Here is a 16,844-nt window from a genome sequence, read left to right on the forward strand (position 1 = left end):
GGAAGTGCGTTAGTAACCAGGATTGTTTTTTGAGTCATGTTTTCCTCAGTTATTTTCTTTTTGAATTTTATGAATAATTGGCGAGTATTTTACTACAAAAGGTGAGCTTTGGCACATAAAACACGTTAAATGCGCACTTATAACCCCCTAGAATCAGCAAATGTGCAAAGCTAAAATTGTAGATTACAAGCGAAATGTTTGAAGAAGATATAAAACAAAAATCCACCGCCTTTGGCGATGGACTCTGATTATAATCTGATTCTATATATAGGTTCTCTATTTCTTATGAACAGGATTTATCCCCAGTGCAGGCATGCGGCTGTTCATAGGAAACTGAGATGAGGAAACCTTCATGGCCAGTTTTAACTTGGCACAGTCCTCTGCATCAGGCTTTGCAGTCAGATCACAGTCCTCTGCATCAGGCTTTGCAGTCAGATCTCTAATCTGATTCTTTTTTGAGAAGGTTCCTTCTGTAAGTCTGATATCAACTTTTTTCTTTAAAAGCAGACAGATAAAATCATGCAGCTCAGACTCACTGGCATCACCAGATTCGACTTTACTTAACAGTTTTATTAGTTCTAATGGGTTCTGCATACTGGTTCACCATACCTTACAACGTATTTCAGATCAAAATGTATAAATGACGGAGTCAGATCACATGCCTTGGTAAAAGAATTCACATGATAATACCTTGCCGCAATCTTATTTGCAAAGTTTTCTTTTGAAACCTTCATCGCTCCGATAAAAATGTATCTTCCGGACTGTACATGCATGATAGGTACTTCAAGATCCTTCTTGCCCTGAGCAATCTGGTCGGCAATGGATTTCTCAAGTTCTACCTGATCTGCCCTTGCCTGGAATAAGGCTCCAAAGGCATTTGTACTTGTAACGGCAAAAAATACAAAAAATAAAGCATAAATTGTCATTTTATAAGCTGACTTCAAAGGATTTATATCGTGTTTCTTTAAAGCAGCATATAAAGCTATATCTGCCGCCAGTACAAACATGGTAAAGGGAGCAGCAGAGCGGCCAGGGAAATTAGGAGAGAAAATCATAATTGCCAGAGAAACAAAGCCTAAGGCAAAGCTGTAGTATGAGGCATAAAGCTCTGTTTGGCATTTCTCTTTAAGGTTATTTCTCTTAAAAAGTACCAGGAAGTATACATAGCACAGTATTACAGGCAGATTCTCTATTAATGACACGAAGAAAATCTGAATGGTGTTCAGTAAATGAGGGAAATAATCAAAATTATTCTGAGCCATGCTGTCGTATCTTGCGGCATTGCCTGGAGATAAAGCCAGAACTAAAAAGCCGATACACATGCCGACAAGACCTGCTGCCTGCCATAGAGTAAGCTCTCGTTTATAGAGCTTATATAAACACAGAAGTCCGGTTACAGCACAGATTGCAAAGCCGGTATTTTCATTGCACCAGCCGGCGATAATGCCTAAGACAAACATCATCAGCGCAAACAGTATTCCGTGTTCTGCTCTTTCCTCATTTAAGGCAAAACGGTAAGGCAGCAGATACAGCATAATAAAGGTGGAGGTGAACAGATAATTGCAGGAGGTTACCAGCATGAACACAACTTCACCGTAAGATCTCATGCATACCCATAAACCGATGCTGATAAATACAACAGGTACAAAAGGCATTTTAAAAGGAGAGATCTTTTTGCCGGTACCCATTGAGTAGATAAAGTAAATTAAAAGTACATAGCAAAGTGCAGTTGCCAGTGAGGAGACAACCTTACCGCCCCACAGCAGACATTGAGCCAGAAAATGAGGAGGAGTTCTGCCGCCCCAGGTAAAATAGTGGCGATACTGAGAAACACAGATGTCGTAGAAGGAGGAAACCAGATCCTCGGTGCCTTCAATCAGCTGATATCTGTAGTCATTTGAATAATAAGGAATCAGGAACGCGAAAGTAGCAATAAAACAAAACCAGAGTAAAAGATAGATATTTGTTTTCAGTTGGAACATAACAAACTCGATATTAGTGTAAAATTACAGTAGACAAGTATAGATCAAAGTTTCAAATATTAGTAATTATGCAACTCAAAGACTTATTAAAAGCTGATATCAACCTTTCTTTTTCAAATACAGTTAAACATATCGGTAATCTGAATATCACCGGAATCATTGGAACTATCGGTGCTGTCTATGAAAAAAACGGTGGTCCTTTTCTGGTAATCTGTGCAGATAATTTTGTTGCGCAGAGTATTAAATCAACTTTAGTTGCAGTGCTGCCAAAGGTTAAGGTGGAATATCTTCAGGACTGGGAGACACTGCCTTATGATACCTTATCTCCTCATCAGGATATTGTCTCCTCAAGAATCAGTATTCTCTCCAGACTTAAGTCTCTAAAAAATGAAATCGTTGTCACCACGGTTCAGGCAATCATGCCAAGATTAAGTCCGGTTGACTACATTAAAGCCAACAGTTTCTCAATTTCCAAAGGTGATATCAGAGATATTCAGGAAATCCAAAAAGAGATGACCTCCCATGGATATCTGAGAGTTGAACAGGTTTTAGCTCCGGGTGAACTTGCTATCCGCGGTTCTATTCTTGATATTTACCCTATGGGCTCAGACGTACCTTACCGTATCGATTTCTTTGATGATGAGGTGGATTCCATACGTGTTTTTGATGTGGATACTCAGAGATCATTAGAGCAGATTGATAAGATTGCCCTGCTGCCGGCACATGAATATCCTCTTAATGAAAAGTCTATAAGTGTCTTCAGAAGCAATTACCGTGATGCTTTTATCGGGGCTAATTTTGCATCCCACTCTATTTATCAGGCAATCTCCCGAGGTGCAATTCCTGCAGGTATTGAATACTACATGTCACTGTTCTTCAGTTCTATGAGCAGTATCTTTGAGTATTTAAGTGATGATTACAAGATCATTACCGTTGATGATGTAAAGAAGGCGGTAACTGAATTTGATGTTGAGGCTCACAAGAGAGCTTTAGAGTTTGCAGGAAATTCTGATCATCCTCCTCTTCCGGTATCTCAGGTTTTCTTAAATCCGCAGGAGGTTTTTGATAACCTTAAGAAATATCAGTTAATTGAGCTTTATCAGCAGGCTTTTGATGAAGAGGAGCTTTCCAAAAGAGGCTTCTACAATACTGATTATGTAAAAATTCCTGATATAAGCTATAACCGTCAGGAAAAGGAATCCCAGAATAAATTTATTGCTTTTGTAAGCGACTTTATAGATAAAGGCGGCAGAATTCTGATGTCAGCCCTCTCCGAGGGACGCAGACAGAGTCTGAGAGAAACACTGCCACAGGCTATTATTGATAAGTATGGGATTAAGGCTGCCTCATCCTTTGACGATTTTCTCAATGCCAAAGACCCATTCATGCTGACGCTGGCTCCCTTTGATGAAGGTCTGATTATTCCGTCTGTAAAGCTGTGTTTTTTAACTGAGAATGAAATCTTAGGCTATAAGGTTGTAAGAACCAGAAAAGCTTCCAAAAACTCTCAGCTATCCCAGGATACCATTATTAAAAACCTCTCCTCGTTAACTGAAGGTCAGGTGGTGGTTCACATTGATCACGGTATCGGCCGCTATCGTGGTCTTAAGACCATGGAGATTGGCGGTATTAAAGGTGAGTATCTGACTATTGAGTATCAGAACGGTGATATGCTCAATATCCCGATTACTGCCTTATCCAAGGTCGCCAGATACTCCAGCTCTGAGAATCCGCCTCTCTCAAGATTAGGTTCTGATACCTGGAATAAGCATAAGCAGAAAGCGGTTCAGAAGGTTACCGATGTGGCAGCACAGCTTCTTGATTTATACGCCAGACGTGAAGCCAGCCGCGGTACTAAATTTGTAATCGATGAGAAGTCTTTAGATGAGTTTGCCTCAGGCTTTGGTTTTGTGGAAACCCCTGATCAGAAGGCTGCAATTGATAATACTCTTGCTGATCTTGCCAAGGAACAGCCAATGGATCGTCTGGTCTGCGGTGATGTTGGCTTTGGTAAAACCGAGGTAGCTCTGCGAGCTGCCTTTGTGGTGGCAGCCTCAGGTTCTCAGGTTGCAGTACTGGTGCCAACCACTATTCTTGCTGAACAGCATTATCAGAATTTTATTGAAAGATTTGCCGGAACCGCAATTACAATTGAACTATTATCCCGTTTTAAGACTGCAAAACAGCAGAAGGAAACCTTAGATAAGGTAGCTGCCGGCAGTGTTGATATTGTTATCGGTACCCATAAGCTTTTATCTAAGGATATTAAGTTTAAGAAGCTGGGGCTTATCATTGTGGATGAGGAGCATCGTTTCGGTGTTAAGCAGAAAGAGAAATTAAAGGAGCTGCGTGCCCAGGTTGATCTTCTGACTCTAACCGCTACCCCTATTCCAAGAACTCTTAACATGGCAATGGAAGGCATGCGTGAACTCTCAATCATTGCAACTCCTCCAGAGCATCGTCTTGCAGTTAAGACCTTTGTAATGCAGAACTCTGACACCATTACCCGTGAAGCTATTATGCGTGAGTTAAGACGTGGTGGACAGGTCTACTATCTGCATAATGATGTCTCCACCATCAATCAGAGAGCACAGCAGCTAAGTGCTCTGGTGCCTGAGGCAAAAATCGGTATAGGTCACGGTCAGCTGAATGAAAAAGAACTGCAGAAGGTAATGCGTGATTTCTATCATCAGCGTTTTAATCTGCTGCTGTGTACCACTATCGTTGAAAATGGTCTGGATGTGCCTACCGCCAATACCATTATCATCGACAGAGCAGATATGCTCGGCCTGGCTCAGCTGCATCAGATCCGTGGTCGTGTCGGCCGTTCCCATCATCAGGCCTATGCCTACCTCTTCACTCCGCCAAAGGAGCTTATCTCCAAGGATGCCAAGCTGCGTCTGGATGCAATCTCCTCTCTTGAAGAACTTGGTGCAGGCTTTGTGCTGGCAACTCATGATATGGAAATTCGTGGTGCCGGTGAGCTTTTAGGTGAAGAACAGTCCGGTCAGATAGAATCAGTTGGTTTCTCCTTATACTCAGAAATGCTTGAAGCTGCGGTAAAGGCCCTAAAGGAAGGCCGTGAACCATCTCTTGCAGAGCTGACCTTAAATGAATGTGATATCGATCTTCACATCCCTTGCCTGCTGCCATCTGATTATATTGGAGATATCAATACCAGACTTTCGCTTTACAAGAGAATTTCCTCCTGTGTTACTCCTGAGGAATTTGAAGATCTGAAGGTTGAAATTATCGACCGCTTCGGTCTGCTGCCTCCTCCTGCGGTTAATCTGTTTGAACTCTCATCCTTAAAGAAGCTGGCAACAGATCTTGGTATCAAGAGGATTAATGGAGATGAGAAAGGTGGAATTATTGAGTTTAACAGTGATCATAAGATTTCAAATGACTATCTGATTAAGCTTATGACCACCTGTAAACATAATGAGTACCGTATAACCGGACAGAGTTCCATGCGCTATAACCTGCCTGAAACTCCGGAGTATCCAAGACTTAAGCTTTTAAGACAGCTGCTTTTGGCTTTCGCCGCCAACAGCTCTCTTGCAAAATAGTTCACAATAGCTTTATTTTTTGAGGCGTACTACCAGTGCGCCTCCAGCCTTTAACATGTTTCCTGATGCTTTATGAGAGAATAGAATTTCTGTCTCTTTATCAAAGGCAAGTGCCCTGTCTGTCTCATCGGCATTCAGATAGACTCTGATTCCGTTTCGCTCATAGCTAACAAGTCTGCCCTCGGTCTTTTCAAAGCGGTAGCTGTCCCCTAAAAATTCAGAATTTGAAAGTCTCATCTTAATCAGAGACTGTACCGCCTTAAAGGTATCTTCTCTGGATTTATCCTCCACAATATCCCATCTCATAGGATATCTGCAGTATGGATCATTCTCTCCTTCCATGGCGATCTCAGTACCATAGTAGATACATGGAGAACCTGGCAGAGTTGATAGAATTACCAGCATCTGGATAAAAGCATCGTAGCTTTTGACTCTGGTATACATACGGTCAATATCATGACTGTCAAAGAGGTTGAAAATATTCTCATTAACCTGTTTCTGATACATGGAATAGCAGAAATTTACCGCATACTTAAAGTCTTCGGCAGTTCTGCTTTTGTCCAGGAAGAAATTTGAAAGGTTCTCAAGATAAGGGTAATTCATGACAGAGTCATACTCATCCCCCTGCAGGTACTGTGAGGAGTTAACCCAGATTTCGCCTAAAAGGAAGAGGTCTTTTCGGTAGGCCTTAAGCTCAGCATGAAGTTTCTTGATAAAGGCGTGAGAGATTTCATTGCCCACATCAAATCTGATACCGTCAATATCCCACATATCAATCCATTTTTTGCAGACCTCAATAAAGTAGGACATAACCTCCGGATTATTGGTATTAAGTTTTGGCATATTGTCTACAAAGGCAAAAGAGTAGAAACGACTGTCCTTGGTAGACTTGTGGGTGATGGTAAAATTCTCCTCATCGTTGATGAAGAACCAGTCATAATATTTTGAATTTCTTCTGTTCTCTACAACATCCTTCCAGGCGAAAAAGCCCAGACCGCTATGATTGAACACAGCGTCAATCATAACCTTGATACCAAGTGAATGTGCCTTTTCAACCAGCAGCTTCAGATCCACATTTGAACCGAAATTTGGATCGATATGCAGATAATCGTCAATGTTGTATTTATGGTTGCTGTCGGATACAAACAGCGGATTAAAGTAGATGCCGTTTACGCCAAGTTTATGCAGATACTCAAGTCTGCTCATTGCTCCCTTGAGATTACCGCCGTAAAAGACATTATGTCCAAAGGAGGAAAGATCATCCCATTTACTTAAGGTGCCTTCAAAAGGAGCTTCCTCTCTGCAGAAACGGTCAGGGAAAATCTGATACCAGTAGGTATTCTCCACCCACTTAGGATGAACGCTGATATCCGCCTCATTCATCCAGGCAAACTTGAAATATTCTCTAAAGATTTTCTTCTGGAATTCTTCCTCACTGACAATACCGCTTTCCTGATAAACCATGGTTTCATTGTTATCATCTGTCAGTCTGAAGTAATACTGTAGTCGCTTATACCTAGGTCTGAGTGTTACAGAATAGATGAACTCATGCCTAAGCTCATATTTAAGCTGCATCTCATAAGGCTGTCCTTCCCATGGTGCTGAGGTGGAACAGCCGTTAATATATGGATCATCCGCGAAGATGACAACCTTCTTTATGGTCTTGTTGGTTCTGATGTTTATAATCAGTTCGTCTTTGTTGTAGGCATAGCAGTCATTAAAACCGCTGATATGAGAAATTCCTTCAAGTTTCATATGTCCCCGTACGAATCCAGCCTTTCAGGAAGAAAGACGTCTTCGCCTCCTATGTTGATTTTGATTTATCTTTTTAAGTTTATTTAATTCTAACAAAAAAAACGGATCTGATATTACACAGATCCGCCTTTGTGACTACAGAATATTAAACCGTATTAAATATACTTGAACTTAATCTCTGCGATCTTCTTTGACCATTCCTGAGGTCCGATATGATGAATTGAATTACCCTGTGAATCAACAGCAACGGTAACAGGCATATCTACAACCTTGTACTCACGGATTGCTTCCATACCCAGATCTTCGAAAGCCAGAACCTTAGCTGACTTGATTGCCTTTGAAACCAGGTAAGCTGCACCACCGGTAGCCATCAGATAAGCAGCCTTGTGCTTTTTGATTGAAGCAATAGCCTCAGGACCACGCTCTGATTTACCAATCATGCCGTATAGGCCTGTATCAGCAAGCATAGTCTCTACGAACTTATCCATACGGGTTGAAGTGGTTGGACCTGCAGGACCTACAACCTCATCACCTACTGCAGGAACTGGTCCTACGTAGTAAATGAACTTCTTGTGGAAGTCAACACCGTCAGGTAGAGGCTTGCCTTCCTTGATTAAGTCTGCAACACGCTTATGAGCTGCGTCACGACCGGTTAGAATGGTGCCTGATAATAACAGGGTTTCACCCATCTTCCATGAAGCAATCTCTTCTTTGGTGATGGTATCAAGATTTACACGCTTAACATTTGCATCTGCACCGCCAATCTCGATATCAGGATAATCATCAAGTGATGGTGGAACAAATTCAGCTGGGCCTGAACCGTCAAGAACAAAGTCAATGTGACGGGTTGCGGCACAATTAGGAATAATGGTGGTTGCCTTTGATACAGCGTGGCATGGATAGGTCTTAACCTTAACATCCAGAACGGTGGTGATACCACCTAAGCCCTGAGCTCCGATACCAAGCTTGTTGATTTTGTCATAAAGCTCTAAACGCAGCTCTTCCTCTGCATTCTTAGGACCACGTGCAATCAGTTCCTGAATATCGATTGGATCGTTTAAGGCTTCCTTTGCAAGGATAGCTGACTTCTCAGGAGTACCGCCAACACCGATACCGATGATGCCAGGAGGACACCAGCCTGCACCCATGTGAGGAATTTCGCTTAATACGTAGTCAACAACGCTGTCAGATGGGTTAAGCATACGCATGTGGGTCTTGTTCTCAGAACCGCCTCCCTTTGATGCGATAGCAACCTCAACCTTGTCGCCATGAACCATCTCAATATGAACAACAGTAGGAGTGTTATCCTTGGTGTTGATTCTCTTTCCCAGAGGATCAGTCAGAATTGATTTACGTAGAGGGTTGGTCTCATAGCAGTATGCGCGACGGGTACCTTCATCAACCATTTCCTGAACGGTCATATCACCTTCAAAGCGAACGTCCATACCGATCTTTACGAAACAGGTTACAGCACCGGTATCCTGACATAGAGGACGCTTGCCGATAGCACACATTTTAGAATTTACTAAAATCTGAGCAATCGCATTCTTTGCTGATGGATTCTGCTCGATATCGTAGGCATGCTTCATTGCCTTGAGGAAATCACGTGGGTGATAGTATGAGATATACTGAATCGCATCGCATACGGATTCAATAAAGTCTGCAGTTTTAATTAGTGTTGTCATAGATGGTACATTCCTTGTATTTGTATACAAAAAGACTAACTAATTCTAATCCATTTTATTTTTAATATGTAGATTTAGTTAGCATTTATGTGGAAAACAGCGCAACTTAACAAAAATAATAAAATTTATTAAACAAAATCGTGCTCTGATTCTTAATCCTGGAAGGGAATATCCAAAAATTTAGTCTATTTTTTTTGTGATCCTGATGCCCTTTATTCGTATAAAAATTAGCTATACAGTTTTACATTTAAACGGAATTTAATGTCAAATAGCCTCAACTTGTTGTCAGAGCTCAAAATTTAACTAATAAACTCAAAACAATTCAGCGCTAAGTCGTTATAATATATAAAAGAATAATAAATTGAGATTATGAAATGTTTATAACGATTGCTGTAATTTTTGTACTTTTGGCAACATTTCTGCTCATAATCATTAACATGTACAGTGATTATGTTTCCCGCAGAGAGCAGGATGCTAGACTGATTGCCAATAAAGCTAACAATATTATTGCAGAATGTGAAGAACTTTTGCTGAATCAGTCACAGGTGGCTTTCTCTAAGACACTGGTGCTGGTGCTTCATTATCGTATTATTCGTGCCCTGCGTAAAAGAGCCATTGATCCTAAACGCCGTGAAGAAGTCAAAGAGCGTATCGCCAATGAAGAGCGCATGATCAATGAAATAAAGCAGACCTATAAAGATTCCAATGCCTTTAAAGCACCTGAAAATGATGCCATGGCTCTGACTCAACTGCGTACCATCAGACATTTACGCGGTATTCTCAAGTCAGAGATGAAGTCTGGTGTACCTATCAATCCAACTCTTATCAATAAGGAAGATCGCAGACTTTATGTTCTGGTTCTGAAGGTTAATCTTTCAAACCTGATTCAGAAGGTTTTTGAGATGAAGCGCTTAAAGCAGACCGGAACCTGCAAGACTCTGATTGAAAAAGGTCTTTCTGTAATTAAGCAGTCTGGTGTCAAGGATAACTGGATTCAGGAAAAAGAAGATCTTCTGGCAAACATGCTTACAGGACTTAATGCCGAGAAGAAATCCTCTGCCGCAAAGCCTAAACAGGATGCAGCTCAGGGACAGGATGACAAGAGTGATCTTGATGAGATCTTCGGTGATAAGAAGAAGTGGTAAGTCTTTTCTATTCTTTACATTATTTCATGAGGTTTTCGGCAATGTTTTACATTGCCTTTTCTTTTTTTGAGGACTAGATTTTTTTAATCATTTTTTTTCTCCTTATTTATATTATCCTCCCAAAGGAGAAATTTTCAGATAATACAGGTTTGTGACGATTACAGTTCCTGAATAAAAAAAATCAAGATCATATAGTAAAGAATCTGTTGTGAATGTTTAAAAAAGATAAAACCGGCATAAAGCCGGTTCAGACAAAAGATTTAAGGAAGACAGAGATTATATCTCAGTTGGAATTTCAAATGCAGAAGGAGGAACATTTGCACATTGAGCACGATGCTTTAATGCTGCATCTAAAAGTGTAACTGCAAGCATTGCCTCTGCAATCGGAACTGCTCTGATACCGACACAGGGATCATGACGTCCCTTTGTTACTATTGAAGTAACCTTGCCCTCTTTATCAATGGTATTTCCTGGTACCAGAATACTTGATGTTGGTTTTAAGGCCATCTTTACAATGATTTCCTGACCGGAACTGATTCCTCCTAAAATACCACCGTTGTGATTTGACATGAATCGCTCAGGGGTAAGCTCGTCACGTGCTTCAGATCCTTTCATTGAAGCCATATCAAAACCATCGCCAATCTCAACACCTTTTACAGCATTGATTCCCATCATAGCGTAGGCAATCTGAGCATCAAGACGGTTGAAGACTGGATCACCAAGCCCAACCTTTACTCCGTGGGCTCTGACCTGTACACATGCTCCGACAGAATCACCTGCAGTTGCAAGTTCCTTAAATAAAGCCTTTAAATCCTCTATCTTTGCTGGATCTGCAAAGTTGAACTCGTTCTCTGATGCAGCCTTTGGATCATAGATATCTGTTTTAATATTACCGATCTGGGTAACACAACCATCTATTGTGATATTGAAGAGTTTTCTTAAAACCTGTTTTGCGACAGCTCCAGCAGCTACTCTCATAGCTGTTTCACGAGCTGAGGCTCTTCCACCGCCACGGTAATCTCTGATACCGTATTTTGCAAGATATGTATAATCAGCATGTCCTGGACGGAAAGAATTCATAATTGCAGAATAATCTCCAGAACGCTGAGAGGTGTTCTCAATAATCAGACCCAAAGAGGTGCCTGTGGTTTTGCCTTCAAACACACCAGAGATAATTCTAACCTGATCCGGTTCATTTCTTGGAGTACCGTATCTGGTTGAACCAGGACGTCTTCTGTCAAGGTCTGGCTGAATAACGCTTTCATCAAGTTCAATTAGAGGTGGAACACCGTCAATAATTGCTGCAAGAGCCGCTCCGTGACTCTCTCCACAGGTCGTAACTCTGAAAATTTCTCCGAATGTATTAGCGGGCATTATTTACCTCTAAAGCTGCCTTTTCAAAGACATCATGATAGGCTCTTAACTGCTCTACTCCGAGGATGAACACTCCAGTGCCACCACGTTTGAGATCAACAAAATGGAATGGTACGGTTGGGAATAAATCAACCAGCTGTTCTTCTGAATTGCCAACTTCCATAATCAGGATACCGTCATCATTCAGATAATCTCCTGCCTTGGCAAGGATTTTCTTTGCACAGTCAAGACCATCATCGCCTGAGCCTAATGCTAGATCAGGTTCACAACGGAATTCGTCCGGCATTGTGGCAAGATCATAGCTATCCACGTATGGAGGATTTGCTACAATCACATCATACTTGTCGCCCTCAGGAAGATTCTCGAAAAGATCGGATTTTATTGGGAACACACAGTCCTCAAGACCGTAGCCTTCAATATTGATATTGGCAACTTCCAGAGCCTCATCAGAGATATCTACCGCATCAACCTCTACATCTCTGTCAAAATGGAGTGCAATAGCGATAGCTATACATGCTGATCCTGTACACATATCAAGCACTCTCTGAGGCTGGCTGTCCACGTAAGGGTCGAAACCTGATTCAATAAGTTCTGCAATTGGTGATCTTGGAATAATGACTCTGTCATCAACATAGAATTCTTTTCCGCAGAAGAATGCTCTGTGTGTCAGATATGGTGTTGGAATTCGATTTAAGATTCTCTGGCAGGCAATCTTGCCGATAAGCTCCCTCTCGCTTTTGGTTAGCTTTGAGTTAAGTGTAGACTCATCACAAGGTGGCTGAAGATGCATTACAGCCTGTACAATCTCAATGGCTTCATCCCAGTAATTTGCAGTTCCATGGCCAACATATATTGAATAGCTGGCAAAGCAGGATACAAGATAACGAACAACATCCTGAACAGTTGTTAATTCGTCATTAATTGAAGTGGTAATCTGTTCTGCACTAGGCAGTTCGTCCAATAATGAATGAATGATTGCAATTTCTTGATTATTCTGAAGTTTCGACATATATGTATTTTAAATAAATTAAAAATGAAGTGTATACATGATTATTATATCACAGTACAAATCTTGTGGTTTTTATGGGATTTGAATAGAAAATTGATCTAATCCTGTGCAGGAAATATTGTTGTATTTCTCTGTTTGAAGCCTATATGGAAAGCTTGTACATGCTGATTTAAAGCTTTATACTTTTTGTATCTCACAACTATGGTGTTTGTAGCTAACATTTGTATTAGAAATTGTTTTATCGTAGTTAATTCCAACTAAAATTAGATTTCCTTTGTAGTGATGTAGTCTGTCAGGGTAATTCTGTTTTTTTATTTGTGTTATTGCACAGTCAACATCTTTTTCATATTTAAATTCGATAAGAATGGCAGGAATATCTGTTTTCTTAGGAATGAAAGATAAGTCAGCATAACCTTTACCTGTATCTAATTCAGGAATAATAGTGTAAAGATCCTGTGCAGCATAATATGCAAGCAAAACTGCATAAGATAATGCGGCTTCACTATGATAGGTTCTGTTTCCTGCTTTATCATGAGCTGCTTCAAGTAAAGAAGCTACTGTTTTTGCATCACAGTTCCAGGTTGCTTCAAGCAGTTTTTGAGAATTATCTAATGCTTTAAATGTAACTGACCAGTCTCTGTTTGTAGTAGAAGATTTAAATACTTCCAGCACTTCATTATTTGGAATATAAATCTCTTTTGTTTCTGCGTAATAACCAAGATACCCCAGGTGAATAAGCATGGTAAGGATATCATCCTTACTGTGGAAAGTTGTCATATCATTTTGATAGCCAGTAATATCCACTTTTATACGCCCGCCTTTCATCAGGATAGAAATATCCTCTTTTAGACCATCGAAATTCCATTCGATATACTGTTTTAAGGCTTCATATGTTTCAGTTTCATTCCAGTAGTTGTTTAGTATTCCTGTTCGAGTTGCTTTAACAACAGATAAGGGATTAAAAATAGAATACTTTTGTGCCGCTGGAGATGTTCCTGTTGATATAAGCTGTTCGTGATAAGGATCAGGAGGAACGGTATCGCTTAATAAATATCCATCGTACCAGTCTTTTATATTGTTAAAATTTCTACCGTACTTTTGGGATAGAGTAAAAACCTCATCTTCAGTGAAACCAGCAAATGACGCAAGCTGCATAGGAAATGTCATTGAATATTCATCAAACATATTTAAGGCAGAATGCTTGCCATATTTTTTTATAGGAAGAATTCCTGTCATATAGGCTAGTGAAATGTATTCCTTATCTTTAAGCCAGTCTCTTAAAAAGTCCAGATATTTCTTATGATCCTCCTTATTTTCCTTGTATTCTCTGAAGATTGCATCCCATTCATCAATAATGACAATAAACTGTGTTTTTGTGCTGTCGTAGATACTGTTCATTACAGTTCTGAGATTACATCTGCTACTGTATCTGACTTCAGGATAAGCTGCTTTTAACTCTGAGATTACCTCGTCGGAAAGGTAATCAATCATGTCTCTGATATCTTCAGAATCTTCTAGAAAATCCGTCATAACAAGACGAATAACATCGAATTTACCAAGATATTTGTCCCAGAATTGAGTCTCTGATGATTTATGATTTAGACAAATCTTTAATGATTTAAAAAGAGAGTAACTGTCATCTCCTTTTCCATAATAAGCACATAGCATATCAGCTGCCATGGTTTTACCGAAACGGCGTGGACGGGAAACACTTATATATCTCTGATTTGTATTAATAAGAGTATTCAGATAACGAATCATTTCACTTTTATCCACAAAGATTTCAGAATTAACTGCCATCTGAAATCTCATGTTTCCTGGATTTAGATAAGTGCCCATCTTTTACTCCATCCAAAAAAATAATCTTTTTTTATAGTCTATCATGCAAAAAACTAAATAAATAAAAAAACAATTGTTTTTACAGACATAATTTAGGATTGTATGGGAAAACACGATCAGCTACCTATTTCTTATAAGACAAAAAAATACCCTCAAATTTTGAGGGCACTCTTCCATCCCCATTTTCCTGAGGATTAACTTAATGAGATATCTAGTAATGATCTACATTTAAACGGTATGCAAACTCACCTGCACACTCGTTGATTTCCTTACAGATTTTAAGAGATTTAGTATCCATCTTTACGGTTGCAAGCACTCTGCCGCAATCGAACTCGAATACTCCACTTCCCTCTAGTACAAACTGACCTTTGAAAAAAGAAACTACATATTTAGCTATTTGTTTAGGAATATACTTCTTAAATACTCTCATCAGTGTATTAACCTTATGTTGATATCTTTCAAAAAAAGTAAATATATAAAAATTTCACATTTCAAAATAAACTTTACAACTTAAATATTAGGATAAAGTTATAAAGTTTGCTGTGAAAAGAGCATCAATTATTTATTTAATAACAGTTTTTTATTATTTTTGTGACTTGTTCAATTTTATAAAATCATGTTTTTAAGAATGAGACATGACTTACAAGTTATTTTGCAAAATTGTGAACAAGAAATATGACGTACCTAGAATAAATAATCATTCTCATATGGAGAAACAAATCTCTCGTATTTAGCCCGGACGCCATTATAATCCATTACAAGAGCGCAGCCAGTACCAAATTGAGGTGGGATTGTGATTTTTTGATTCAGGTCATAGGAAAGTATTTCTACGAGAGGTAGATGAGATACCAGAATAACGTTATCGTACATATCACAGTTGACATCAATAAATGAGATCACATTGTGCGCATTACCTGATGGAGTTAAGTCTGGAATATATTCAATCTTATCCTTGAAGTCTAACTTGTCGGCTATGATGGTTGCAGTCTGCATGGCTCTGGTTTTAGGTGAACTGTATATTTTTGTGGCTTTAAAGAATTCCTTGAGTTTTGCGCCGACCTGTCCGACTTCCTCCTGTCCCTGACCGGATAAAACTCTATCTGCATTCTCATAAATGGCATCGCCATGTCTAATTACTATAATCTTCATATGTCACACCAGAATACTGTTTGCTAACTGACTATAAGTTACACTTTACACAAATTTATTTTACACCGTACTTCTTTCTATTTTTCATATTTAAGTCGAAGAAATTAAATTTTTTTCAGTTAAAATATAAGTAGTTAAGGTCTTTTCTTAAATATATCACCTGTTTCTTACAGGTTTTACAGCTTTATTAAGGTTACTATGGATTATAAGTATCTGAAAAACTACAGGAATTTAAGAGCATTCTTTAAAGATGCCTCTTCTGAAGAAATTCAGTTTATTATCTCTAAACTAACCGACTTTTACGCTGAAGTTAAGAATAAGGAAGAACAGGCAGAAAAGCTTGAAAAAGCCAGAATACAGTTCTTAAATGGTGTGCTTGATTCGCTTGATGATCATAACTTTACCGTTGAAGATCTTATGGCTCTGAAGAAAACAGCTGTAAAAGTGAACCGTTCAAAAATGAGACCACGCTACATGTATTACGACGTTGACGGTAATGAGTGCCTATGGTCAGGTCAGGGAAAGATTCCAAAAGCCATGCAGCAGGTAATGCAGCGTGATGGAATTACGGACAAGAATCACTATCTGATTAAAGACAGTGATTAGTGTTTTTTGAATCTCTGCTGTCTGTAACAGCATTTTTTTTACTGAATAGATGCGTTGATATCTACAAGAGCTTTAACAGGATCTTCTGCCTGAGTAATTGGCCTGCCGATAACCAGATAATCTGAACCTGCGGCAATTGCCTCGGCAGGAGTCATGATTCTCTTCTGATCGCCAATAGATGCTCCTGCAGGTCGTATGCCAGGTGTAACACAGATAAAAGGTGCAGCTACATTTGTCTTAATCAGAGTTACTTCCTGAGCTGAAGATACAACACCATCCAGTCCAGACTCTTTTGCAAGTTTAGCAAGTCTTATTACCTGCTCTTTTGGTTCTGCAGTAACACCAATAGAATTAAGCTGAGATGAATCCATGGAGGTTAATACAGTCACTCCAATAAGGTAAGGTCTTTCTCTGTATTTTGATAAAGCTTCAGCTGCAGCGCTCATCATTACAGGACCACCTGAGGTATGTACGTCTACAAGCCAGACTCCAAGATCAGCTGCAGCCTCGCAGGCTCTGCTTACTGTGTTTGGGATATCGTGATATTTTAAATCCAGAAAAACCTTAAAACCTTTATCAACAAGCTTTGCTACGAATTTTGGACCAGCAGAGGTAAAGAGCTCATTTCCTACCTTTAGTCTGCATAAATCACCTGAAACTCGGTCTACAAACTCAAGTGCTTTTTTCTCATCGTTATAATCTAAGGCAACAATAACCTTGGATTCTTTCAT

General features: G+C 39.6%; 13 protein-coding genes. 3 read left to right on the forward strand and 10 right to left on the reverse strand.

Annotated features, from left to right (window positions below; translation table 11 throughout):
• Positions 1-276 precede the first annotated feature (276 nt).
• Together QZU45_RS00980 and QZU45_RS00985 are read right to left on the reverse strand one after the other, a co-directional pair.
• Positions 277-594 carry a hypothetical protein gene (locus tag QZU45_RS00980; RefSeq protein WP_295350507.1) on the reverse strand — a complete coding sequence of 106 codons (318 nt, stop codon included), beginning with the start codon at positions 592-594 and terminating at the stop codon, positions 277-279.
• Positions 579-1,982, reverse strand: coding sequence for a DUF6056 family protein (locus QZU45_RS00985; protein ID WP_295350508.1), 1,404 nt, complete (start codon positions 1,980-1,982; stop codon positions 579-581). Before QZU45_RS00985 ends, QZU45_RS00980 begins: the two co-directional genes overlap by 16 nt.
• Before the next feature lie 68 nt (positions 1,983-2,050).
• On the opposite strand from QZU45_RS00985, the gene mfd reads away from it, so the two are divergent.
• Positions 2,051-5,551: a transcription-repair coupling factor gene (gene mfd, locus QZU45_RS00990; protein ID WP_295350511.1), complete on the forward strand. Its 3,501-nt coding sequence runs from the start codon at positions 2,051-2,053 to the stop codon at positions 5,549-5,551.
• A 12-nt stretch (positions 5,552-5,563) separates the two neighbouring features.
• On the opposite strand, the gene QZU45_RS00995 is transcribed toward mfd, so the two are convergent.
• Positions 5,564-7,306 carry a glycoside hydrolase family 13 protein gene (locus tag QZU45_RS00995; RefSeq protein ID WP_295350514.1) on the reverse strand — a complete coding sequence of 581 codons (1,743 nt, stop codon included), beginning with the start codon at positions 7,304-7,306 and terminating at the stop codon, positions 5,564-5,566.
• 155 nt (positions 7,307-7,461) lie between these two features.
• Complete coding sequence (locus tag QZU45_RS01000; protein ID WP_294999382.1) at positions 7,462-8,991, reverse strand: fumarate hydratase; 1,530 nt, start codon at positions 8,989-8,991, stop codon at positions 7,462-7,464.
• A gap of 374 nt (positions 8,992-9,365) precedes the next feature.
• Here QZU45_RS01000 and QZU45_RS01005 point away from each other — a divergent pair, with 374 nt between their 5' ends.
• Positions 9,366-10,136, forward strand: a complete 771-nt coding sequence (locus QZU45_RS01005) for a hypothetical protein (RefSeq protein WP_074838745.1) — start codon at positions 9,366-9,368, stop codon at positions 10,134-10,136.
• 276 nt (positions 10,137-10,412) lie between these two features.
• On the opposite strand, the gene aroC is transcribed toward QZU45_RS01005, so the two are convergent.
• The 5 genes from aroC to QZU45_RS01030 all read right to left on the reverse strand — a co-directional run bounded on the left by aroC (position 10,413) and on the right by QZU45_RS01030 (position 15,507).
• The gene (gene aroC / locus QZU45_RS01010; RefSeq protein WP_295350518.1) at positions 10,413-11,510 is read right to left on the reverse strand and encodes a chorismate synthase; all 1,098 of its coding nucleotides are present in this window, start codon (positions 11,508-11,510) and stop codon (positions 10,413-10,415) included.
• Complete coding sequence (prmB, locus tag QZU45_RS01015) at positions 11,500-12,519, reverse strand: 50S ribosomal protein L3 N(5)-glutamine methyltransferase (RefSeq protein ID WP_083396846.1); 1,020 nt, start codon at positions 12,517-12,519, stop codon at positions 11,500-11,502. Before prmB ends, aroC begins: the two co-directional genes overlap by 11 nt.
• 177 nt (positions 12,520-12,696) lie before the next feature.
• Positions 12,697-14,358 (reverse strand): AAA family ATPase, encoded by a 1,662-nt coding sequence (locus tag QZU45_RS01020; RefSeq protein WP_295350523.1) that lies wholly within the window; start codon positions 14,356-14,358, stop codon positions 12,697-12,699.
• 211 nt (positions 14,359-14,569) lie between these two features.
• Positions 14,570-14,788, reverse strand: coding sequence for a DUF1107 family protein (locus tag QZU45_RS01025; protein ID WP_206735612.1), 219 nt, complete (start codon positions 14,786-14,788; stop codon positions 14,570-14,572).
• Positions 14,789-15,042: 254 nt separating this feature from the next.
• Positions 15,043-15,507: a histidine phosphatase family protein gene (locus tag QZU45_RS01030; RefSeq protein ID WP_294999391.1), complete on the reverse strand. Its 465-nt coding sequence runs from the start codon at positions 15,505-15,507 to the stop codon at positions 15,043-15,045.
• Between the two features lie 198 nt (positions 15,508-15,705).
• Here QZU45_RS01030 and QZU45_RS01035 point away from each other — a divergent pair, with 198 nt between their 5' ends.
• On the forward strand, positions 15,706-16,113 hold the full coding sequence (locus QZU45_RS01035; protein ID WP_074841354.1) for an H-NS family nucleoid-associated regulatory protein: 408 nt from the start codon (positions 15,706-15,708) through the stop codon (positions 16,111-16,113).
• A 38-nt stretch (positions 16,114-16,151) separates the two neighbouring features.
• On the opposite strand, the gene pyrF is transcribed toward QZU45_RS01035, so the two are convergent.
• Positions 16,152-16,844 carry an orotidine-5'-phosphate decarboxylase gene (gene pyrF, locus QZU45_RS01040; protein WP_295350528.1) on the reverse strand — a complete coding sequence of 231 codons (693 nt, stop codon included), beginning with the start codon at positions 16,842-16,844 and terminating at the stop codon, positions 16,152-16,154.

The organism is uncultured Succinivibrio sp., assembly GCF_902756765.1.
In the GTDB taxonomy this organism is placed as follows: domain Bacteria; phylum Pseudomonadota; class Gammaproteobacteria; order Enterobacterales; family Succinivibrionaceae; genus Succinivibrio.